Source organism: Burkholderia sp. JKS000303 (genome assembly GCF_002563755.1).
Lineage (GTDB): Bacteria > Pseudomonadota > Gammaproteobacteria > Burkholderiales > Burkholderiaceae > Burkholderia > Burkholderia anthina_B.
Map to the genome: position 1 here is coordinate 1,055,577 of NZ_PDBZ01000002.1, position 21,419 is coordinate 1,076,995.

The 21,419-nt window shown below is 67.3% G+C and carries 20 protein-coding genes and 1 pseudogene; 15 read left to right on the forward strand and 6 right to left on the reverse strand.

The features are described 5' to 3' along the window. The first annotated feature begins 365 nt into the window (after window positions 1–365). The 7 genes from BX604_RS26875 (at window position 366) to BX604_RS26910 (ending at window position 6,382) form a co-directional block, all read left to right on the forward strand. Window positions 366–1,481, forward strand: a complete 1,116-nt coding sequence (locus BX604_RS26875; protein WP_098553810.1) for a porin — start codon at window positions 366–368, stop codon at window positions 1,479–1,481. A gap of 97 nt (window positions 1,482–1,578) precedes the next feature. After that, the gene (locus tag BX604_RS39130) at window positions 1,579–1,755 is read left to right on the forward strand and encodes a hypothetical protein (protein ID WP_179894893.1); all 177 of its coding nucleotides are present in this window, start codon (window positions 1,579–1,581) and stop codon (window positions 1,753–1,755) included. Beyond that, window positions 1,748–2,140 (forward strand): hypothetical protein, encoded by a 393-nt coding sequence (locus BX604_RS26885; RefSeq protein WP_098553812.1) that lies wholly within the window; start codon window positions 1,748–1,750, stop codon window positions 2,138–2,140. The genes BX604_RS39130 and BX604_RS26885 overlap by 8 nt, the downstream gene beginning before the upstream one ends. Before the next feature lie 82 nt (window positions 2,141–2,222). Then, window positions 2,223–4,529 carry an LPS-assembly protein LptD gene (locus BX604_RS26890; RefSeq protein ID WP_306668242.1) on the forward strand — a complete coding sequence of 769 codons (2,307 nt, stop codon included), beginning with the start codon at window positions 2,223–2,225 and terminating at the stop codon, window positions 4,527–4,529. A 169-nt stretch (window positions 4,530–4,698) separates the two neighbouring features. After that, on the forward strand, window positions 4,699–5,472 hold the full coding sequence (locus BX604_RS26895; RefSeq protein ID WP_098553813.1) for a winged helix-turn-helix domain-containing protein: 774 nt from the start codon (window positions 4,699–4,701) through the stop codon (window positions 5,470–5,472). Between the two features lie 4 nt (window positions 5,473–5,476). Beyond that, the gene (locus tag BX604_RS26900; RefSeq protein ID WP_098553814.1) at window positions 5,477–5,698 is read left to right on the forward strand and encodes a hypothetical protein; all 222 of its coding nucleotides are present in this window, start codon (window positions 5,477–5,479) and stop codon (window positions 5,696–5,698) included. Between the two features lie 285 nt (window positions 5,699–5,983). Continuing rightward, window positions 5,984–6,382 (forward strand): H-NS histone family protein, encoded by a 399-nt coding sequence (locus tag BX604_RS26910; RefSeq protein WP_306668243.1) that lies wholly within the window; start codon window positions 5,984–5,986, stop codon window positions 6,380–6,382. 238 nt (window positions 6,383–6,620) lie between these two features. On the opposite strand, the gene BX604_RS26915 is transcribed toward BX604_RS26910, so the two are convergent. Continuing rightward, entirely contained in the window at window positions 6,621–7,538 is a 918-nt protein-coding gene (locus BX604_RS26915; RefSeq protein ID WP_098553817.1) for a LysR family transcriptional regulator, read from the reverse strand. Window positions 7,539–7,647: 109 nt separating this feature from the next. Here BX604_RS26915 and BX604_RS26920 point away from each other — a divergent pair, with 109 nt between their 5' ends. Together BX604_RS26920 and BX604_RS26925 are read left to right on the forward strand one after the other, a co-directional pair. After that, window positions 7,648–8,247, forward strand: coding sequence for an FMN-dependent NADH-azoreductase (locus BX604_RS26920; RefSeq protein ID WP_098553818.1), 600 nt, complete (start codon window positions 7,648–7,650; stop codon window positions 8,245–8,247). Between the two features lie 142 nt (window positions 8,248–8,389). Further along, complete coding sequence (locus tag BX604_RS26925; RefSeq protein ID WP_098553819.1) at window positions 8,390–9,796, forward strand: 3-deoxy-D-arabino-heptulosonate 7-phosphate synthase; 1,407 nt, start codon at window positions 8,390–8,392, stop codon at window positions 9,794–9,796. Window positions 9,797–9,907: 111 nt separating this feature from the next. On the opposite strand, the gene BX604_RS26930 is transcribed toward BX604_RS26925, so the two are convergent. Both BX604_RS26930 and BX604_RS26935 read right to left on the reverse strand, forming a co-directional pair. Further along, window positions 9,908–10,744, reverse strand: coding sequence for an alpha/beta fold hydrolase (locus tag BX604_RS26930; RefSeq protein WP_098553820.1), 837 nt, complete (start codon window positions 10,742–10,744; stop codon window positions 9,908–9,910). Window positions 10,745–11,054: 310 nt separating this feature from the next. Beyond that, window positions 11,055–11,888 (reverse strand): oxidoreductase, encoded by an 834-nt coding sequence (locus tag BX604_RS26935; RefSeq protein ID WP_098553821.1) that lies wholly within the window; start codon window positions 11,886–11,888, stop codon window positions 11,055–11,057. Window positions 11,889–11,982: 94 nt separating this feature from the next. Between BX604_RS26935 and BX604_RS26940 the strand changes: the two genes are divergently transcribed. Together BX604_RS26940 and BX604_RS26945 are read left to right on the forward strand one after the other, a co-directional pair. Beyond that, window positions 11,983–12,954, forward strand: coding sequence for an AraC family transcriptional regulator (locus tag BX604_RS26940; protein ID WP_098553822.1), 972 nt, complete (start codon window positions 11,983–11,985; stop codon window positions 12,952–12,954). A 189-nt stretch (window positions 12,955–13,143) separates the two neighbouring features. Then, window positions 13,144–14,004 (forward strand): PhzF family phenazine biosynthesis protein, encoded by an 861-nt coding sequence (locus BX604_RS26945; RefSeq protein WP_098553823.1) that lies wholly within the window; start codon window positions 13,144–13,146, stop codon window positions 14,002–14,004. Window positions 14,005–14,028: 24 nt separating this feature from the next. Here the strand turns inward: BX604_RS26945 and BX604_RS26950 are convergent. Further along, window positions 14,029–14,295 (reverse strand): annotated as a pseudogene (locus BX604_RS26950) (aldose epimerase family protein); the annotation flags it as partial. 56 nt (window positions 14,296–14,351) lie between these two features. Between BX604_RS26950 and BX604_RS26955 the strand changes: the two are divergent. Beyond that, window positions 14,352–15,029, forward strand: coding sequence for a hypothetical protein (locus BX604_RS26955; RefSeq protein WP_098553824.1), 678 nt, complete (start codon window positions 14,352–14,354; stop codon window positions 15,027–15,029). A gap of 28 nt (window positions 15,030–15,057) precedes the next feature. Here the strand turns inward: BX604_RS26955 and BX604_RS26960 are convergent, their stop codons facing one another. Both BX604_RS26960 and BX604_RS26965 read right to left on the reverse strand, forming a co-directional pair. After that, window positions 15,058–16,344, reverse strand: coding sequence for an MFS transporter (locus BX604_RS26960; RefSeq protein ID WP_098553825.1), 1,287 nt, complete (start codon window positions 16,342–16,344; stop codon window positions 15,058–15,060). A 129-nt stretch (window positions 16,345–16,473) separates the two neighbouring features. Beyond that, window positions 16,474–17,619, reverse strand: coding sequence for a mandelate racemase/muconate lactonizing enzyme family protein (locus BX604_RS26965; RefSeq protein ID WP_098554073.1), 1,146 nt, complete (start codon window positions 17,617–17,619; stop codon window positions 16,474–16,476). Between the two features lie 394 nt (window positions 17,620–18,013). On the opposite strand from BX604_RS26965, the gene rbsK reads away from it, so the two are divergent. Genes rbsK through BX604_RS26980 form a run of 3 tightly spaced genes read left to right on the forward strand, consistent with a single transcriptional unit; the run spans window position 18,014 to window position 21,412 of the window. Further along, on the forward strand, window positions 18,014–18,940 hold the full coding sequence (rbsK, locus tag BX604_RS26970) for a ribokinase (RefSeq protein WP_098553826.1): 927 nt from the start codon (window positions 18,014–18,016) through the stop codon (window positions 18,938–18,940). A gap of 43 nt (window positions 18,941–18,983) precedes the next feature. Continuing rightward, window positions 18,984–20,357 (forward strand): L-fucose:H+ symporter permease, encoded by a 1,374-nt coding sequence (gene fucP, locus BX604_RS26975; RefSeq protein WP_098553827.1) that lies wholly within the window; start codon window positions 18,984–18,986, stop codon window positions 20,355–20,357. A 2-nt stretch (window positions 20,358–20,359) separates the two neighbouring features. Further along, window positions 20,360–21,412, forward strand: a complete 1,053-nt coding sequence (locus BX604_RS26980; protein WP_098553828.1) for an aldose 1-epimerase family protein — start codon at window positions 20,360–20,362, stop codon at window positions 21,410–21,412. The last annotated feature ends 7 nt before the right edge of the window (window positions 21,413–21,419 follow it).

Below are 21,419 nucleotides of genomic sequence, written 5' to 3' on the forward strand. Positions count from 1 at the left end.
TGTGTACGTCGACATCTCCACGCATGACGCCAGAATAAATTCCGGATTCCTGTCTACCCGCCTCTCTTTCCGGTCAAAACCTCGCACGACATGCGATGACATGGCCCGCGCCCGGTGTTCGCCGCACTGGATCGACGGCAATGCCGGCATCCGGATGCATGCGGTGCGCTCGCTGCAACGGTCGTTACAACCCGGTATCGCGATAACCGGCTGAAACATTCGTGCAGTCCCGTTGAAACCTACGGCATCGTCCGATCCGTTTTAATCCGCTTCCACCGGAATCGCAGGCTTCCGGGTGATTGCGAAGCGGATGCCAGGCAGGACGGCGTTCGCTGGCCCTGCTTCAAAACGATTCGGAGAGTTGAATGAAGAAATCGCTTCTTGCAGCCGGCGTGTCCGGCATGTTCATGGCAACCGCGCACGCGCAAAGCTCGGTGACGCTGTACGGCATCATCGATGCCGGCGTGACCTACACCAGCAACTCGGGGGGCAAGAGCAGCGTAGCCGCGACGAGCGGCACGCTGAGCGGCAGCCGCTTCGGGCTGACGGGCAAGGAGGAGCTGGGCGGCGGATGGAAGGCGATCTTCACGCTCGAGAACGGCTTCGACGTGATGAACGGCAAGCTCGGCCAGAGCAGCCGGATGTTCGGCCGCCAGGCGTTCGTCGGCCTCGCGAACGACCGGCTCGGCACGCTGACGCTCGGCCGCCAGTACGACTCCGTCGTCGATACGCTCGGCGCACTCGAAATGTCCGGCATCGCGCACCCGTACGACAACGACAACGTGCAGAACTCCTTCCGCATCAGCAACTCGGTGAAGTACCAGAGCGTGAACTACGGCGGGCTGAAATTCACCGGACTGTACGGCTTTTCGAACTCGGCCAGCGGGTTCGCCAACAACCGCGCCTACAGCTTCGGCGCGTCGTACAACTACGGCGGCCTGAACGTCGGCGCGGGCTATCTCCAGCTCGGCAAGGCCGGCTCGTCGACCAACACGAGCGGCGCCGTGAGCGACGACACGACGTTTACCGCCAGCTCGCAGCGGACCTGGGGCGCCGGCGCGAACTACGCGTTCGGACAGGCGACCGTCGGCGCGATGTTCACGCAGACGCGTCTTTCCGGACTGACGGGAATCGGCGCGTCGGCGTCCGGCACGTCGGACGGCCTGTCGTTCTCGAGCGGCAGCGCACGGTTCAACAACTACGAGGTGCAGGCACGCTACAACTTCACGCCTGCATTCAGCGTGACGGGTGCGTACACGTACACGGAGGGCCAGCTCGCGGGCGTGCGACCGAAATGGAACCAGATCGGGTTGACAGCCGATTACGCGTTGTCCAAGCGTACCGACGTCTATCTGCAAGCGGCCTATCAGCACGTGCACGGCGCCGGCGACAGCGGCGTCACCGCGACGATCGACGGCCTGAGCGCATCGAGCGCGAATCACCAGAGCACGGTGACGGTCGGCCTGCGCCACAGCTTCTAAGCCGATTCCGGCGGCGCGCGGCCTTCGCATCGCGCGCCGCCGGAATCGAGCGCACGGGCTGCGTTCCCTTCTTCCGATGCATGAGACGAGGTCGATCATGAAGCACTATCTATCCGCCCGCATACTGTCCGTGGTGCTGGAGGCCAGCTCGTCGCCGGCCGCCCATGCGCTGCTGCACGAGACCGCCAGGATCGCCCGGGTCGTCACGCCAGCGCGGTGCACGCACCTGCCCCTCGCATTCGCGAAGCAACCGGCGGAGGTGCGATATGGCTGATGCCGCGGCGGTGGTCGTGCACGCGATCGACACGATGGAAATGTCGTCGAACGGCGAGTTCCTGCTGATTCACGGCGAGCAACCGACGGTCGCGCTGCATCGCTCGATGTTCGACGCGCTGCTGGTCGCGTTGCCCGGCGCGATCGAGCGCGCGCAGCGCATCGCCGGTCACAGCCCGGACGCGCGTTTTGCGCTGCATTCGACCGGCTGGGAGATCGGCCGGATCGACAACACGCCGAACGTGATCGTCCGCTTCAACCTTCAGGGCGGCGTCGGCATCGGCTTCTCCGTGCCGCGCGAACAGGTTCCACTGATCATGGAAGCGCTCCGCGCGGCGATCGGCCTCGCGAGCGTCGCACAGCCGCAGGGCGTGACGCTGCAATGACCGGGTTGCCTCGCTGGCCTGCGCCCGGCGCTGCCCGGCTTTCCGCGCGCCGTCCCGAACCGATGACTGGACGGGCGCCGACTTGACTGCACGCCGTACCCGATTCCGCTGGCGGCTGAAACCGCTCGTCTGGTTGTTGCTGCACATGCCGTGGTGTGCCGCGCATGCCCAGCGCGACCTTGCCGACGACTGGGCGCTGCGCCCCGCAACCGAGCTGACCGATCACGCCACCGCGCCGGAACATCGTCCGGCGACGACGGCCATCGGCGACAGCGCAACCTCGACCACCGACACCGACCTCTCGCTGAAAGGCCATGCCGAACTGCGCCGCGATCGCTCGATCGTCAAGGGCGATGCGGTGCACTATGCGTTCGACACCGACACCGCCGATGCATACGGCCATGTCGTGCTCGCGGACGACGGCCGGCTGTTCTTCGGGCCGGAAGCGCACTTCCGAATCGATGCGCGGCAAGGCTACATCGTGACGCCGAAGTACCGCTTCACGCTGAATGGCGGCCGGGGCAGCGCGCAGCGCATCGACGTCGCGGACGAGGCGCGCACGATCGTCGAGCACGGAACGTATACGACCTGCGCGTGCGGCGACCGGCCGGCCTGGTACATGAAGGCGTCGCGCTTCGACATCGACAGCGGCAGCGATACCGGCGTCGCGCACGACGGCGTGCTGTTCTTCCAGGGCGTGCCGATCTTCGCGAGCCCGTGGCTGTCGTTCCCGCTGTCGGGCGCGCGGCGCACCGGGCTGTTGCCGCCCACGCTGTCGTTCGATTCGACCAACGGCCTCGTGGCGACCCAGCCCGTCTACGTCAATCTCGCGCCCAACTACGACCTGACGCTGACGCCGCGCTACATGCAGCGGCGCGGCACGATGCTCGGCGCCGACTACCGCTATCTGGGCGCGGCCTACAGCGGCGAACTGGCGGCCGCGTATCTGCCCGGCGACCGGTTGACCGGGACGAACCGCTATTCGCTGCACGTCAAGCACGACTGGAACCTCGGCAACGGCTTCGGCTTCTACCTGTACGGCGATCGTGTGTCGGATTCGGCCGCGGCGGCGGAACTCGCGTCGTCGGGCACGGCCGCCTCGTCGACGCTGTACCGCCAGGAGGCCGGGCTGACGTATGCCAAAGCACCCTGGTCGGTGCTGTTCCGGGTCCAGCACTGGCAGTCGTTCAGTTCGAGCACCGTCTATGCCAGCGAGCCGCAGCTGAACGTGCGCTATGCGCGCTACAACGTGGGCGGCTTCGATTTCGGCATGGAGACCGATGCGACACGCTTTCGCTCGACGGTGTCCGGCGCCACGCAGGGCAACCGCTTCGTGCTCGATCCGTATGTCGCGTATTCGGTCGAACGGCCCGGCTGGTTCTTCACGCCGAAACTGAAATGGCATTTCGCGAGCTACGACCTCACGTCGATCGGCAGCGACGCGCCGAGCGGGCAGCCGAAACGCTTCGACGTCAACGTGCCGACGCTCAGCGTCGACACGGGCCTGCGTTTCGAGCGCGGCGTGAGCCTGTTCGGCCATGCGTACCTGCAGACGCTCGAGCCGCGGCTCTACTACGTGTACACGCCGTATCGCAACCAGAACGATGCGCCGCTGTTCGATACCACCGTCACGGATTTCGGCATCGGCGAACTGTTTACCGACAACACGTTCGTCGGTCACGACCGCGTGGCCGATGCGAATCGCGTGACCGCGGCGTTGACGTCGCGCCTGATCGAGCCGTCGACGGGCGACGAGCGCGCGCGCGTCGTGCTCGCGCAGCAGTACGATTTCCGCGCGCCGCGCGTGACGCTGCTGGAGAGCGATGCGGCGTCAACGGTCGCGCGCACCGGGCTGGTGCTGGGCACGTCGTACCGGATCGGCGACGGCATCCAGGCAAACCAGGCCGTGCAGTACGACGAGATCCACGATTACCTGCGGCGCGCGTCGGTCGGCTTCGGCTGGTCGCCGGGCGAACGGCGCGTGCTGAACCTGTCCTATCGCTACAACCGCGCAATCGACTATTCGAGTTCGAGCGAGGACATCGAGCCGATCCGCCAGGCCGTGCTGTCCGCGCAATGGCCGCTCGCGCGCAACCTGTCCGGCGTGGCGCGGCTCAACTACGACCTGGACACGCATCGCCTGCTGACCGGCCTGGTCGGCATCGAGTACGACGCCGACTGCTGGAGTCTCGGTGTCGCGGCCGAGAAGTACCTGTATGCAACGAGTTCGACGACGTATCACGCGGGATCGCGGATCATGCTGCAGCTTCAGCTGAAGGGCCTCGGGACGGCCGACAGCGGGCTCTCGCGCGAATTCGCCGCCGCGGTGCCGGGCTATACGGCAGCCGCGCAGAAGGCACCGGGTGACCGGTTCACCGATTATCCGTGATGCGGTGCGCCCCGGAGCGCGGGTTGGGCGGCCTCCATATTTTCTCCTCGATTTCTCCATGTTCGGTGCGCAGTTGCGCGCTAGCCTGAACACCATTCGGCGTCGCGCTCGCCCGCCGAACGGCGCGGTGCCACGCCCGTTGATTTGCAGCCAGGATCGTCGCTACCCCATGACTACCCGGATTCTCGTTCTCGAACCCAATCGCGGCCTGCGCGATACGCTGCGCGCCTGCCTTCACCAGTACCGGATCGGGATGTCCGACCTGCGCGATCCATCGTCGCTGCTCGCCCCCGTCGGGAAGGAAATGCCGTCCGCGATCGTGCTGCGGGCGGACCGGCCGTTCGACGACGTGTACGTGGCACTGCGCAAGCTGCGCGCCGCGGGCTACGAGATGCCGGTGATCATGCTCAGTCGCGACGCGAACATTGCCGAGAAGATCGATGCGCTCGAACTCGGCGCGGACGATTACCTGATCGACCCGTTCGATCCGATGGAGCTCGTCGCACGCATCAAATGCGTGCTGCGCCGCTATGCCGCGTACGTCCAGGAACTGCCGGCCGCTCGCGAGACCTGTCGATTCGGCGACCTGGAAGTCGATTTCGTCACGCGATGCGCACGTCGCAACGGCCGCGACATCGGCCTGCGCGCCAGCGAATTCGCGCTGCTGGAGGCGTTCGTGCTGCGCCCGATGCGCGTGCTGTCGCGCGCGAACCTGCTCGCGCTGCTCGGCAAGGATGCGCTGGAACAGTCGGAGCGCGGGCTCGATGTGCGCGTGTTCCGGCTTCGGTCGGTCATTCAGCACGGGCCGCGCCCGCATCGCTACATCCGGACGGTGCGCGGCAGAGGCTATATGTTCGTGCCGCCCGTCACCGCGCCCGCGAGCGATGCGCACGGCCGGTGGGACGAATGCGCGCCGACGCCCGCCCGATTGCTCGCCCGGTAACGGCATGCCATTCATGCAGGCATTCGAGTTCATCACCGCGATCGTCGTGCTGTCGACGCCGAAACTGATACACGGGTATCGCACCCGGCGCATCAGGAACGTCTGCCGGCGACTCGGCACGCCACCCGGGATCTCCTATCTGTCGATGGTATTCAACCCGCTCTATTGGCACCTCTGGACCGACAGTCAATGGAAGCGGCATTTCGACAAACATGCCCGCTGGTAGAGCGGGACACCGCTCGCGCGGCCCCCTTCCCACACTACCCGGTTTCGTGACACACACCCTCGGTCGATCAGTGGCCATTCACAACGCGATGGAGCAGACATGGCATCACCGGTTCGGCCCGCGTGCGAAGCCGCGCGTCGGCCTGTTCGTGTCGAACAAGGCGGCCGAACGACGCTCGCACGACGACAAATGGCGGGATCTCGACCAACGACTCGACGTCGACATGGTCGAGCGAGCCGTGTGCAGCCTGCTCCGGCAACCGACTCGTCGACCTGCCGTTGTTTCGTGACCGGAACCGAAGCAAGCCGAGCGATCGGATCGCGCAATTCAGCGCAGCAATCACCAATCCTGCGAAAGACAGACGGAGAAAATCGGATGAGTTCATACCGGGAGCTTTTGAATCAGCTGCACAACCTGACGGCGGAAGTCGAGGCGGCGCGTCTCGCGGAATTCCAGCGTGTCGTCGAGGAAGTGCGCGCGACGGTGACGGCATACAAGATCACGGCACAGGATATTTTTCCGCCGTCGGCGGAGGATTCATCCAATTCCGGCTCGGCGATCAGGCGAGGCAGGAGCGCCGCGAAATACCGGAATCCGCACACGGGCGCAACGTGGTCCGGGCGGGGCAGAAAGCCGCATTGGCTCAGGAACGTCACCGACCTCGGCACGTTTCTGGTCAAGTGACGACCGGTGGACGCGCCGGAAAAAGCATGCGTGAATCGACGCGAACGCGTATCCGTCAATTCCGCCTCCACGCCGTGCGACGACGACGCACATTCCTTTGCGAATCTGCAGGCGGGCGATACGTGCTGTCGTCCGCCTGCAGCGCCGCGTCGGCAGCGACGCAACGGAAGACAACTGCCGGCCAATGCCGGCCGTACGTTCATCGACATGCTCACGGCTCGCACCCGGCGGCAACGCGCTACGCCCGCGCCTCCACCGCGGCCAGTCGCGCCGGAAGCTGACTCACGAGCGCATCGACCGCCGCGCGAACCTTCAGCGGCAGGTGCGACGTATAAGGCCACACCGCATGGATCGCATAGGCGACGCCCGGCTGATCCGGCAGCAGTTCCCGCAACGTGCCGCGGCGAAACTCGTCGCGCACCAGCCAGTACGGCAGCCATGCAACACCGAGCCCGGCGACTGCCGCATCGAGCACCGCGCGCAAGTCGTCGGACAGCAGGCGGGCTTGCGGCTGCAGTTCCTCCGTCCTGCCATCGACGACGACTTGCCAGCGATGCACGTGACCATGCCGCGTATAGGCGAGCGCCTTGTGCTGCACGAGCGCATCGACGGTCACGGGTTCGCCGCAGCGTTCCAGATACGCCGGTGACGCGCAAAAAGCCATCTTGTGCTCGCCGAGCGCGCGTGCGACGAGACCGCTGCTGTCGGGCAGCGCGCCGACCCGCACCGCCAGATCGACGCGCTCTTCGACGAGATCGATCGTCCGGTCGCTGAACGACAGGTCGAGATCGAGTTCCGGATGCGCGCGCGCGAGCTCGATCAGGATCGGCGCCACGCACAGATGACCGAACAGCGCCGGCATCGACACGCGCAACCTCCCCTTCATCTGCCACTTGCCGCTTTCCAGCAGCGCCTCGCCCGCGTGGATCTCCTCCACCGCGCGCAGGCAGTGTTCGTAAAACAGCGCGCCCTCGTCCGTCAGGCTCTGGGTGCGCGTCGTGCGCTGGAACAGCACGACGCCCAGCCGCTCCTCGAGCCGCGCGATGCTCTTGCCGACCGCGGAGCGCGTGATGTGCAGCGCGTCGGCGGCCTGCGCGAAGTTGTCCGCTTCCGCCGCCGCGACGAACACGGCGATCCCGTTCAGGTTGTTTCGCATGCGATTGGAGATAAAAACGCTACATTGAACGGAAATAGTATCGCTTTTTGAGACAAAAAGTGGGTGATAGGATCGGTTCCATTGATCATCGTCGAACGGAGCGATTCAGATGGCCCGCATTCTCGTACTGAAATCCAGCCTCAACGGCAGCCGGTCGCAGACCAATGCGCTGATCGATGCGTTCATCGCGCAGCGCAACGCGAACGGGCATGAGGACGACGTGGTCGTGCGCGATCTCGCCGACCTCGACCTGCCGGTGCTCGACGGCGTGCTGTTCCACGCGCTGCGCGGCGCCCACGCCGAAAGCGAGCACGTGCGGCAGGCGGTGGCGTTGTCCGACCGGCTCGTCGCCGAACTGAAAGGCAGCGACCTGCTGCTGATCGGCGCGCCGATGTACAACCTCAACGTGCCGACACCGTTGAAGAACTGGTTCGACCTGGTTGCGCGCGCACACGTGACGTTCCGCTACACGGAGACTTATCCGATGGGGCTCGTCGAAGGCGTCGACGCGATCGTGTTCAGCTCGCGCGGCGGCGTGCACGTCGGCCACGCCACCGACGCGGTCACGCCGTATCTGCGCGCCGTGCTGGGCCTGATGGGCATTCAGCGCGTGCAATTCGTCTATGCGGAAGGGCTCGACATGAAGCCGCATGGCTTCGACGCCGGGCTCGCGAACGCACGCAGGCAGATCGACGCGCTGCACGCGTGACGACGCGCAACGCATGACGGCTGCGCCGGCCAGCGCATGACGACGCGCGCGCAACGCCCGGCCCTGCATGCCGGCGCTGCGTGATACCGTTGCACATCGCACGTCACGAACGCGCACCCCGCGTTCACAGCCGCCATTCGCCATGCCGCCGACACCGTTGCCCGCCCTGCTGGATGAAGTCCTGCGCACCGTCGATCGCCGTTTCCGGTTGCCACCGCTCGTGCGCGCGGCGGCGCTGACCGATGCCGCGCATCCGGCCACCGTCATCGCGATCGTGATCGAGGAAGCGCGCCGCGTGCAGGCCGACGGCGGCACGCCCGGCCCGGAACTGCAACATCGCTTCATCGACGCGCTCGCACGGATGATCGGCGACGCCATCGACGCACAATCCGGCGACCCCGCGTTCCAGGCCGCGGTGCTGCGGCACGGCGCGGCCGCCGTGCGCGAATACGCGTCGCTCGCCGCGCATGCGGAGCAGGACCGGCGCACGCTGCGCTCGGCGGTCAACACGATCGCGCATCCGGCCCGGCTCGAGCGGCACGCACAGGCGTGGCAACGCGCGCCGCTCGCGCGGCTGCATGCGACGGCCACCGATGCATCATGGGACGCGCTCGAAGCCACGCTGCAACAATTGCTCGCGCAACCGGAAATGGCAACCGACACCGCGTTCGAACAGGACATCGTCAAGCTGAAGGACAACCCGGCGCTCGGCCGGCTGCAGCGTCTCGACGCACTGCTGCCGGATCCGGACGTGCGGCGATACCGCACGCTGTGGGAACGCCAGGGCCCGCTCGAAGGCAGCGCGCTCGCGGTCGCGCAAGGTGCGACGTCGCAACAGCGCGGCGCGGCGGTCGAAGCGCTGGCCGCGCAGGCGCTCGACGCGCTGGCGGCCCAGCTCGACGCGGACGATGCGAAGCGCACGTATCGCGTGGTCACGTCGATGCGCGTGCCGTCGTCGATCCCGGGCAAGCACGATCGCGCGAAGACCGAGTGGGATGCGGTGCTGCTCGACCGCGCCCGCGGCGACGATCCGTCGGCCGCGTGGCACGTCCGCTTTCTCGTCGAAGCGAAGGCGTCGGCCGATGCGGCGACGACCGATTTGCCGCGTCTCACACGCGGCCTGAGCCTGCTCGCACAAGCCGATCCCGATACCGTCTATTCGTTCGACACGCGCGAAGGCGCGGTGCGCCTGCACGGTGCATCGCTGCACGCGCTGACGATCGACGCCGCCGCGCTGCAACGCGAGGTGCTGTACTGCTGCGATGCCTCGGCCGATCCGGCGCCACGCCTGCTCGGCGCCGCGAGCCGCATGCAGTTGTTGTCGGCGCCGGCGAGCCTCGACTATGCGAGCGCGCTGGCGCAGCGAACGAACGCCGATCGGCACGGCCTTGGTGTCATTTGGCAAGCGCTGCTTGCGTTGCCGTCATGGCGCGCGGTGTTGCACCAGTACGAATCGTTGCGTCAGGTGCGCGCGCTGATGGTGGGCGTCGACGATCTGATGGCCGCGATCGAAGGCGATCTCGGCGACAGCGCTGCGAATGACGCGTGACAGGCGCCCCGGGCATACACGCATGCATCACACGAGCCCGGCGAAGACGAAACGGCCGGCATTGCCGGCCAACCCGGCGCAGCCCGCCGAAGCGGGCCTGCGCCGCGCCCGTTACGACCGGACGAACGCCAGCAGGTCGGCGTTCAGCACGTCCGCATTGACGGTCAGCATCCCGTGCGAATAGCCCGGATACGTCTTCAGCGTGCCGTTCTTCAGGAGCTTCACCGACTTCAGCGCCGAGTCCGCGATCGGCACGATCTGGTCGTCCTCGCCGTGCAGCACGAGCGTCGGCACCGAGATCGACCGCAGGTCTTCGGTCTGGTCCGTTTCCGAGAAAGCCTTGATGCCCTCGTAGTGCGCCTTCGCACTGCCCTCCATGCCCTGACGCCACCAGTTCCGGATCACGCCCTGGTGCACCGTCGCACCAGGCCGGTTGAAACCGTAGAACGGGCCCGACGGCACGTCGAGGAAGAATTGCGCGCGATTGTCGGCGAGCGCCTTGCGGAAGCCATCGAACACGTCGAGCGGCAGGCCTTCCGGGTTCGCGTCGGTCTTCAGCATCAGCGGCGGCACCGCGCTGACCAGCACGGCCTTCGCTACGCGGCCGGCAGGCTCGCCGTGGCGGGCCACGTAGCGTGCGACTTCGCCGCCGCCCGTCGAGTGCCCGATGTGCACCGCGTTGCGCAGGTCGAGCGCTTCGACCACCGCGAATGCATCGGCGGCGTAATGATCCATGTCGTGACCGTCCGACACCTGCGCCGAGCGGCCGTGGCCGCGACGGTCGTGCGCAATCACGCGATAGCCGTTCTGGACGAAGAACAGCAGCTGCGCATCCCAGTCGTCGGCAGACAGCGGCCAGCCATGATGGAAGACGATCGGCTGCGCATCCTTCGGGCCCCAGTCCTTGTAGAAAATGTCGACGTGGTCCTTCGTGGTGATGTACGGCATGGCTGCAGGCTCCTTTGGGATAGGTAGGCACTTGCGTGCTGACTGGCAGACCGCCCCGGGGCGGGGGCCAGTGTCGGGCTGCAGCGCGGTGGCACACCACGCGAGTCGATGCAGCTCCACACCGTTGTAGCGGAAAACTGCGACCCTGTCATGAAGCGGATCAGATTCCGGCCGGAGCGGCCTGCAGGCGACGCGACGCGCGCCAATATCGCGTCGGATTCGCTGTCCCGGCCCGCTCCCGTCAGTCGCTGGATGCCGCATGCGATGCAACTAACAGTATTAGCACACGACGACACCCCAAAGTCGTGCCTCAACCGTCAGTGGAAACCGTCACCGTCTCCCATGCGCGAATTTCGTCTTCCAGTGCCGACAACTTGCCGCGCACCAGTCCAAGCGCATCGCTACCGAGCAGCAGATGTGCCGGCGGCCGTTCCGCGTCGATGACCGCGAGCATCGCGCGGGCCGCCTTCACGGGATCGCCGAGTTGCCTGCCGCTTTTCTCCTCGCGGGCACGGCGAATCGGATCGAAGATCGCATCGTAATCGGCGATCGCACGCGGCGTTCGCGCCATCGAACGGCCGGCCCAATCAGTGCGAAACGAGCCCGGCGCGACCGCGGTCACCGCAATGCCGAACGATTCAAGTTCCTTGCCGAGCGCTTCGGAAATGCCTTCCAGCGCGAACTTGCTGCCGCAGTAATACGCGATGCCCGGCATCGTGATGTGGCCGCCCATCGACGTGATGTTCAGAATGCGGCCGCGACGACGTTCGCGCATGAACGGCACGACCGCTTTCATCATCGCGACCGCGCCGAACACGTTCACGTCGAACTGACGGCGCATCTCCGACAGCGGCGACTCCTCCATGATGCCTTCGTGCCCGTAGCCGGCGTTGTTCACCAGCACGTCGACGGGCCCGACGCTCGCCTCGATCTCCGCGACGACGCCGTCGATGCGCTCGAAGTCGGTCACGTCGAGCACGCGCGCGAAGGCCGCGTGCGCGGACAGCGCTTCGAACGCCGCCCGCGCCTCTTCGCTTCTCACGGTGCCGACCACCGTATGACCCGCGGCCAGTGCCTGTTGCGCAAGCGCGCGGCCGAAGCCGCTGCTGACGCCGGTGATGAGGATGAGGTTGCCGGATGCCATGTGCGCTTCTCCCGAATATCAATCGAAGCATGCATGTTAGTCTGATGCATTACGCCGAATAAGCCGGAATCCGCTGATCTTCTTGCACAAAACTATGAATGCCGCCCCCCTCCCCGCCGCATCGCCGCCACTGTCCGCGCGCAACCGCAAACGCCTGGTTGCGCTGCTGAACGCACTGGCGCCCGACGAAGGCTACAACCTGACGGCGCTGCCGAGCGTGCGCGTCCTGCGCTCGAACCGCGCGCTGTCGCGCACGCCGGTGCTGTACGACCCGGGGATCGTGATCGTCTGCCAGGGCAGCAAGCGCGGCTACTTCGGCGGCGAGCTTTATCTGTACGACGCGGATCACTACCTGGCCGTATCGGTGCCCGTGCCGTTCAGCATGGAAACCGATGCCACGCCCACGCGGCCGCTGCTGGCGCTGTATCTGCACCTCGATTTCACGATGGCGGCGGAGCTGGCCGCGCAGATCGACGGCGAAGGCACCGCGGAGCCCGTGCAGGCGCCCCGGAGCATGATGACGACGCCGATGGACGAAGCGATGCAGACGAGCGTGCTGCGCTTCGTCGAGGCGATGCACCGGCCGCTCGAAGCGGCGGTGCTCGGCCCGGCGCTGCTGCGCGAGCTGTATTTCCGCGTGCTCACCGGCGCGCAGGGCAGCGCGATGAGAAGCGCGCTCGCGATGCGCGGACAGTTCGGCCGCATCGGCCGGTCACTGCGCGTGATCCACACCGGCTACGCGCAATCGCTCGACGTGACGCAGCTGGCCGCGGAAGCCGGGATGAGCGTGCCGAGCTTCCACAGTCATTTCAAGGCGATCACGCAGGTGTCGCCGATCCAGTACCTGAAGTCGACGCGCCTGCATCAGGCCCGCCTGCTGATGGTGCGTCGGGACCTCACGGCGGAAGCCGCGTGCTACGCCGTCGGCTATACGAGCCCGTCGCAATTCAGCCGGGAATTCAAGCGGCTGTTCGGCCTCACGCCCGCGCAGGAGACGAAGCGCATGCGCGAACGCTTCGCCGTGCCGGAGGCGTTCGAGGATGCCGTTTATGTGTCGTCCCATTGAGACCGGAAACCGCGCTGCGACGGCCCCCTTCGTTGCGTCCGCATCGAAATCCCCGGCCCGGTTCTTCCCGCCGGCGGATCGCGCTCGCGCGACACCTGCTGCGCGTCTTCGAGGCACAATGACGGATCGCACGACGACGGTATCGCATCGAACGAACGCCGTTGCGTCGTGCCCCAACGAGAGAGTCGCATGACCACGTACGCGTTCCGTCTGCTCAATGTATTCGCCGAATCCACGTTCGGCGGCAACCCGTTATGCGTGTTCGAGGATGCGCGCGGCATGGACGACGCGACCATGCAGGCGCTGGCCGTGCAGTTCAACCTGTCGGAAACGACCTTCGTGCTGCCGTCGGATCGCGCGCATGCACGCGTGCGCATCTTCACGCCCGGCTACGAGATGGCGTTCGCGGGCCATCCGACGCTCGGCACCGCGCACGTCGTGCGCGACACGCTCGTGGCGGGCAATGCCCTGTCGCTCGAATTCAAGGCCGGCGTGGTCGACGTCAATGCAAACGACGACGTGTGGACCTTCACCGCGCCGCACACCGGCATGCCGAAAACGGCGCCCTGTGCATTGCCCGATTCCGACACCGCGGCCATGCTCGGGCTGACGACGGACGACCTGCTCGCGCCGCCGCTCTGGGTCGACACCGGCGCGGACCAGTTGCTGGTTGCCGTCAAGACCCCCGCGGCCGTGCGCCGCGCGCGGCCCGACAGCACGTACCTCGATCGCTGGCCGACCAGCAGCCTCGGTCGCAAGACCGCCTATGTGTTCGCATTCGACCCGCATCGTCCCGGGAAAGTGGTGTCCCGCTATTTCTTTGCGAAACAGGGCGGCGGTATTTCGGAAGACCCGGGCACCGGGTCGGCCTGCGCGAATCTGGGCGGCTGGCTGCTTGCCGCGAGTCATGTGCTGCCCGCCACGTTCGAGGTCGAACAGGGCGAAGCCGTCGGCCGGCCTTGCCTGCTGCGCTTGTCGGTCAGCGAACGTGGCGCAATCGGCGTCGGCGGCCGGGTGGTGGAACTCGGGCGCGGCGTGATCAACGTGTAGCGGCCGCTGCGCGGTGCCCGCTCGGCGCGCGCCCATCTTCCATACCGTCACCTCGCGCAGCGTCTGTCCTGGCTTGAGCACGGTCGTCGGGAACGACGGATGATGCGGCGAATCCGGGAAGTGCCCGGCTTCCAGCGCGAACGCATCCGTTTGCCGGTAGACCGTGCCGCCCTTGCCCGCGACGCTGCCGCTCAACCCGTTGGACGTATGGAACCGCAGCCCCGGCTGCGTCGTGTACAGCGCGAGACGACGCCCCAACGCCGGATCGTACGCGCGCGCGGCGAACGCGGGATGCGCGGCCGCGTTTGCTATGCTGCGCGCATTGCCCGTCCGAGCCGATCGCCGACATGAACGACCTCGCCCCCGACCTCGCGCACACGTTGCGCGCCTCCTGCGACGCGTGCTTCGGCACGCCCGCCGTCTGGCCGCTCGTCGAGCGCGCGTATCGCGAGCCGCAGCGCTTCTATCACACGCTCGCGCACCTCGCGGAGCTGTTCGAACATCTCGCGCCGTATCGCGCCGAGCCGCTGTGGCCGGCGATCGAGCTGGCCGTCTGGGCGCACGACATCGTCTACGCGACGACGCTGCCGGACTATGCGGACAACGAGGCGCGCAGCGCGCAATGGCTCGTGCAGATCGCGCAAACGCACTGCACCGAAGCGTGGCGGCATGCGCACGCCTCGCATGTGTCGATCGCGCACGAACTCGTGCTCGCGACAAAAACGCACCGGCTGCCCGACACGTTCGAAGCCGATCCCGACGTGCAGCGTGCCGGACGGCTTTTTCTCGATGCCGATCTCGCGATCCTCGCGGCCGCGCCCGACCGGCTGCGCGAATACGATCGCGCGATCGCACGCGAATGGGCGCAGGATCCGGACGCGCCGTCGGCAGCATTCCGCACCGGGCGCAGGCAGGCGCTCGCCCATCTGCGCGGACAGGATCCGCTGTTCCAGTCCACGGCATTCGCGCCGCTCACGCCGGCCGCACGACGCAATCTCGACACGCTGATCCGCGCTTACGCATGAGCGCGGCACGCGCCGCCGCGCCGCGTCGTCAGACCGCGCCGCGCATCTGCGCGACGGCCCGCGCGCGCACCGCGAACGTCAGGATCACCGCACCGGCGAGCGCCGACGCGCCCGCGAGCACGAACGCGCTCGCATAGCCGCCGCCGTACTGGACGAGCCAGCCGGTCACGCTCGGCGACAGGATCCCCGCGAGATTCGCGAGCAGGTGGACGAAGCCGCCCGCCGAGCCGACGCGCTCGCGCGGCACGATTTCCTGCAGCAGCGACCAGCACGCCTGCGGCGCCATGAACGCGAACAGGCTCGCGATCGCGATCAGCGTGACGGCCGCGCCGAGCGAGCTCACGCGCGATGCGAGCAGCACGCACGCCGCCGCGACGGCCAGCCCGACGACGATCACGACCTTGCGCGCGAACAGCACGTCGCCGGTACGGCGATAGATGCGGTCCGACACGGTGCCGCCGGCGACGAAGCCGACGGTCGCGCCGAGCCACGGCAGGATGCCGACGACGCTCATCTGCTTGATGTTCAGATGCTGGTAGTCGGTCAGGTAGCTCGGCAGCCACGACAGGAAGAAATACAGCACGTAGTTGAAACTGAAGAACGCGAGCGCGACGCCGAGCACCGGGCGCGACAGCAGATCGCGCAGCAGCGGGCGCGCGGCACGATCGGACGCATGCGCGTCGGGTGCGACGTCGACCATCCGGTCCGACACGATCTCGCGCGCCTCTTCGGGCGATACGCGCGGATGGGTCGCCGGATCGTCGCGGAACAAGGCCCACCATGCAGCGAGCCACACGAAGCCGAGCGCGGCGATCACGACGAACGACACGCGCCAGCCGAACTGCAGCGCGACGAGCCCGACGATCGGCGCCGCGATCGCCGCGCCGAGCGGCTGCCCCGCGTTGGTCCAGCCGACCGCGCGGCCGGCTTCGCGGCGCGGGAACCAGTTCGAGATCGCCTTGTTCGTCGTCGTCCCCATCGGCCCTTCGCCGATCCCGAACGCGATGCGCACGACGAGCAGGTGTGCGAACGAACCGGCCAGCGCGGTCGCGCCGCAGAACAGCGACCACACGCCCGCCGCACAGGCGAACACGCGCCGCGGGCCGAACCGGTCCGCGGCCCAGCCGCCGACGAAACAGAACACGCAGTAGCCGATGAAGAAGCTGCTGAACAGGAGCCCCATCTGTGCGTCGTCGATGCCGAGTTCGCGCTTGATGATCGGCGCGACGACCGACAGCGCCGCGCGATCGAGATAGTTGAGCATGCCGGCGCCGAACAGCAGCGCGCCGATCCACCAGCGGTAATGCGTTTTCATGTCGTCTCCTGTTGACCGGGGCGAGCGCGTCGATGCGTGCCCGGCTTCATGGTTTTCGGTTGCGGCGCCGACCTCGGCGGCCGCTTCACACGTTTCGATCCGGTGCGACGGGATGCAGCGCGGCCGCGCTCACGCGAGCGTCGCGCGCGCGATCGTGTTGCGCGCCAGCACGGCGTCGTCCGGCACGAACCCGAGCCCGCGCGTGTCGGGCAGGCGCAGCCGCGCGCCGGGCCGCTGCGCGTCGTGCAGCCGCTCGGGCCAGTCGAGATACGGGATTTCCAGCGCGACATCGTCGGGCAGCGTTGCGACGACGTGCGCGGTCGCGAGCAGCCCGGCACCGTAATAGAAGCAATGCGGCACGACGCGCACGTCGTGATGCGCGGCGAGCGCGATCACCTCGGCCATGCCGGTCGGCCCGCCGATCTTCGCGACGCTCGGCTGGGCGACGTCGAGCGCCTCATGTTCGAACAGGTCGCGAAAACCCGCGACACCGGACGCGTTCTCGCCGGCCGCGACCGGCACGCCGGTGCCACGCACACGCGCGATCCCGTGCGCGTCGTCGCACGGCCAAACCGGCTCCTCGATCCAGCCGAGCCGCAGGTCGGCCAGCTCGCTCACGCGCCCGAGCGCCTCGTTCGCGGTCCACGGGCAGTTCACGTCGACCATCAGCTCGCCGCCGGCCGGCAACGCGTCGCGCGCGGCCGCGATCGCCTCGCGCCGGGTCTCGTGCAGCTTGATGCGCCGGAACCCTTCGTCCCACGCGCGGCGCACATGACGGGCGACTTCGTCGGGCGCGTTGTCGTAGCTGACGAGGCTCGCATACACGTCGATCTCGTCGCGGCGGCCGCCGAGCCAGCGATACAGCGGCAAGCCGGCCGCCTGCGCGGCGAGGTCGTGCAGCGCCGTGTCGATCGCGGACAGCGCATACAGCACCGGCCCCGTGCGCCCGAACGCATGCAGCGCGCGGTCGGCCGCGTCGCGCAACGCGGCGATCCCCTGCCGCGTCGGCTCGAATTCGGCGCCCTTGAACCAGCGGCCGACCGGGCCTTCGAGCGCCGCGTACGTCACGGGGTTGATCAGATGGCCGAACGCCTCGCCCCAGCCGACGCGGCCCGCGTCGTCGGTCAGCCGGACGAGCAGCGATTCCATCCGGCGCAGCGTGCGGTCGGCGGCGTTGTAGGTGTCGGCGGCGGCCTGTTCGGCGCCGGCGACGGGACGACGGCCCGCGTCGAACGCGAGCGACAGGCGGATGACTTCGATGGCGACGATTTTCACGAACGGATTCCCGATGCGGCGGGTCGGCGGCACATGGGCGGCCGACTGCGAAAGGCGCGATAGGACGGGCGATGCCGGTGCGCTGCGCACGAACGCGGCACGGTGGATCGCCCAAATGATCGGTCATCATATGACTTGGATCCTGCAAATACAAGCGATTCACGCGTAAAACCCCACATGTCGACCGGGATTTGCGCACCCAATCTCATACGACATCCCACAACATGACCCATATCGCCTCCGTGACGGCGATCCCGTCCGCGCCGCCTTCCCACATAGTGACTCACCCAACACCGAACGATTGCATTCTCACATTTATTGTGATTTTATTATCATTCGTTGCGGCCGCTGCCGATCGTGCGCGCGGCCCACCCATTCCAAGGAAGAGACGCAGATGGAGACAATCGCCGTCATCGGCAGCAACATGGTCGACCTCGTGACCTACGTGGCCCGCATGCCCGCCCGGGGCGAAACGCTCGAGGCGCCGAACTTCGAGCTCGGCTGCGGCGGCAAGGGGGCGAACCAGGCGGTTGCGGCCGCGCGCCTCGGTGCGCGCGTCGTGATGGTCACGAAGGTCGGCGACGACGTGTTCGCCGACAACACGATCCGCAACTTCGAGCGCGAAGGGATCGACACCACGCATGTGCGCAAGGTCGACGGCGTGCCGAGCGGCGTCGCACCGATCTTCGTCGAACCCGATTCGAGCAACAGCATCCTGATCGTCAAGGGCGCGAACCGTCACCTGCGGCCGGCCGACATCGACGCGGCCGCGCCGAAGCTCGTCGAATGCGCACTCATCGTGCTGCAGCTCGAAATCGAGCTCGACACCGTCTATCACGCGATCGAATTCGGCGCGAAGCACGGCATTCCGGTGCTGCTGAACCCCGCGCCCGCCGTCGCCGATCTCGACTTCGAACGGATCCGCCCCGTCGAATTCTTCGTGCCGAACGAAACCGAACTCGCGATCGTGTCGGGCCTGCGGGTCGATTCGCGCGAGAGCGCGACCCGCGCCGCCGAATCGCTGGTCGCGCGCGGGCTGAAGCACGTGCTCGTCACGCTCGGTAGCGAAGGCTCGCTGCTGGTGTCGCGCGACGGCGCGCGGCACGTGCCCGGCGTGCCGGTCGACGCACGCGACACGACGGGCGCCGGCGACGCGTATATCGGCTGCTTCGCGCGCTGCTACGCCGCGTCGCGCGACGCGGTCGACGCGATGCGCTACGCGTCGGCGTACGCCGCGCATTCGGTCACGGGCCTCGGCACGCAGAAGTCGTACGCCGACGCCGCGACGTTCGAACGCTTCCTCCGCGACGCCGGCCACTGAGCCGCGCCGTCCATCGACGAGACAACCCGGGAAGGAGACACCCATGCGCCGAGCCAGAATCGAACACACACCCGACGGCTACTACCTGAACCGCACGCCCCTCTTCGCGTTCACGCTGCTGTGCTGCCTGTTCGCGCTGTGGGGCACCGCGGCGAACCTGAACGACGTGCTGATCGCGCAGTTCAAGAAATCGTTCTTCCTGTCCGATTTCGAATCGGCGTTCGTGCAGTCCGCGTTCTATCTCGGCTACTTCTTCCTCGCGATTCCCGCGGCGACCGTCGTGAAGAAGTTCAGCTACAAGACGACGATCCTCGTCGGCCTGCTGCTCTACACGACCGGTTGCCTGCTGTTCTTCCCGGCCGCGTCGATGGCGAAATACGGGATGTTCCTCGTCGCGCTGTTCGTGATCGCCGCGGGCCTGTCGTTCCTCGAAACGGCATCGAACTCGTATTCGACGCTGATGGGCCCGCGCGACACCAGCACGCGCCGCCTGAACATCTCGCAGACGTTCTATCCGTTCGGCGCGATGGCGGGCGTGTACATGGGCAGCTTCCTGATCTTCAAGGAAGGCGACGCGTCGCATGCGCAACTCGCGGCAATGTCGGCGGCCGATGCGCACCTGCACCAGCTCGCGATGATCCAGGCGACGCTCGAACCGTACAAATGGCTGATCGTCGTGCTCGCGGCCGTGTTCGTCGTGTTCGCGCTGACGCCGTATCCGGCCTGCAAGGGCAACGGTGCGGGCGCAACCACGCACCGGATCGACGCACGCGGCACGCTCGCGCGGCTGTTCGGCAACCGCCGCTTCGTCGCGGGCATCGTCGCGCAGTTCCTGTACGTGGGTGCGCAGGTCGGCGTGTGGAGCTTCACGATCCGGCTCGCGATGCAGATCGGCGGGCTCAACGAGCGCGGCGCATCGCACTATCTGCTCGCGACGTTCTTCGCGTTCTTCGTCGGCAAGCTGATCGCGACGCTCGTGATGAAGCGCGTCGGCCCGGCGAAGGTGCTGATCGTCTATGGCGTGCTGTGCATCGCGCTGCTCGCGTACACGATCAGCGTGCACAACATCACGGCCGTCTATGCGGCGGTATGCGTGAGCGTGTTCCTCGGCCCGTGCTGGCCGACGATCTACGGCCTCACGATCGACGGTCTCGGCAAGGACACCGAATACGGCGGCTCGATCCTCGTGATGAGCATCGTCGGCGGCGCGGTCGTGCCGCTAATCCAGGGGCTGATCTCCGATCACACGGGCGGCAACATGCAGCTCGCGTTCATCGTGCCGCTCGCCTGCTTCGTCGTGATCGTCTACTACGGCTTCTACTGCCTGCGCCACTTGCCGGCCGCGACGCCCGCCACCGACGACGACGGCAGCGCCGCCACGCGCTACGTCGACACGCGCAACACGTCGGGAGCCTGACAATGCGAGGCGAAATTGACCTGCGCCGCGACGACTTCCGCGACACGCCGCGCACGCTGTACCGCGCCGACGGCGTCACCGTCACCGCGTTCGCGTATCCGTCCGGCGTCGAGGCGCTGAAGCTCGAGAACCGCCGCGGCCACGTCGTCGTGCTGCCGTTTCTCGGCCAGATGATCTGGGCCGCCGCGTTCGACGGCCGCGACCTGACGATGAAGCACATGTTCCGGCAGCCGAAGCGCGCGGCGTCGATCATCGACACGTACGGTTGCTTCATGTTCCACAGCGGGCTGCTGCGCAACGGTTGTCCGGGGCCGGACGACACGCACGCGCTGCATGGCGAGATGCCGTGCGCGCCGATGGACCGCGCGAGCCTCGTCGTCGGCGCGGATGCGTGCGGCTCGATCGTCGAAGTGACCGGCGAGTACGAGTACGTACAGGGCTTCGGCAGCCACTATGTCGCGCGCCCGTCGGTGCGGCTCGCGGAACACGACGCGCAGATGACGATCGGGATGGACGTGACGAATCTCGGCGGCACGCCGATGGACCTGATGTACATGGCGCACCTGAACTACGCGTATGTGCCGGGCGGGCGCTTCGTGCAAGCGCTGCCGCGCGACGGCCTGCGATTGCGCGAGAGCGTGCCCGCGCACGTGCAGCCGACCGCCGCGTGGCGCGACTACACGGCCACGCTCGCGCGCGAACCGGAACGGCTCGCGACGCTCGATGCACCCGGGCTGTACGACCCGGAAATCGTCTTCTTCATGAACGGCGCGGCAACCGATGCGCACGGCGTCGCGCATTTCCTGCTCGCGCATCCGGACGGCGGCGCGTTCCACACCGCGTATCGTCCCGACCAGTTTCCACACGCGACGCGCTGGATCCTGCACAACGCGGATCAGCAGGTGGCCGCGTTCGCGCTACCGTCGACGTGCGAGCCGGAAGGCCATGCCGCCGAGCGCCGCAAAGGCCATGTCGCGACGCTCGCGCCGGGCGCGACGCGCCGCTTCGACGTGCTGACCGGTTATCTGAGCGCGGCGGAAGCACGCGATGCCTGACGTCGTG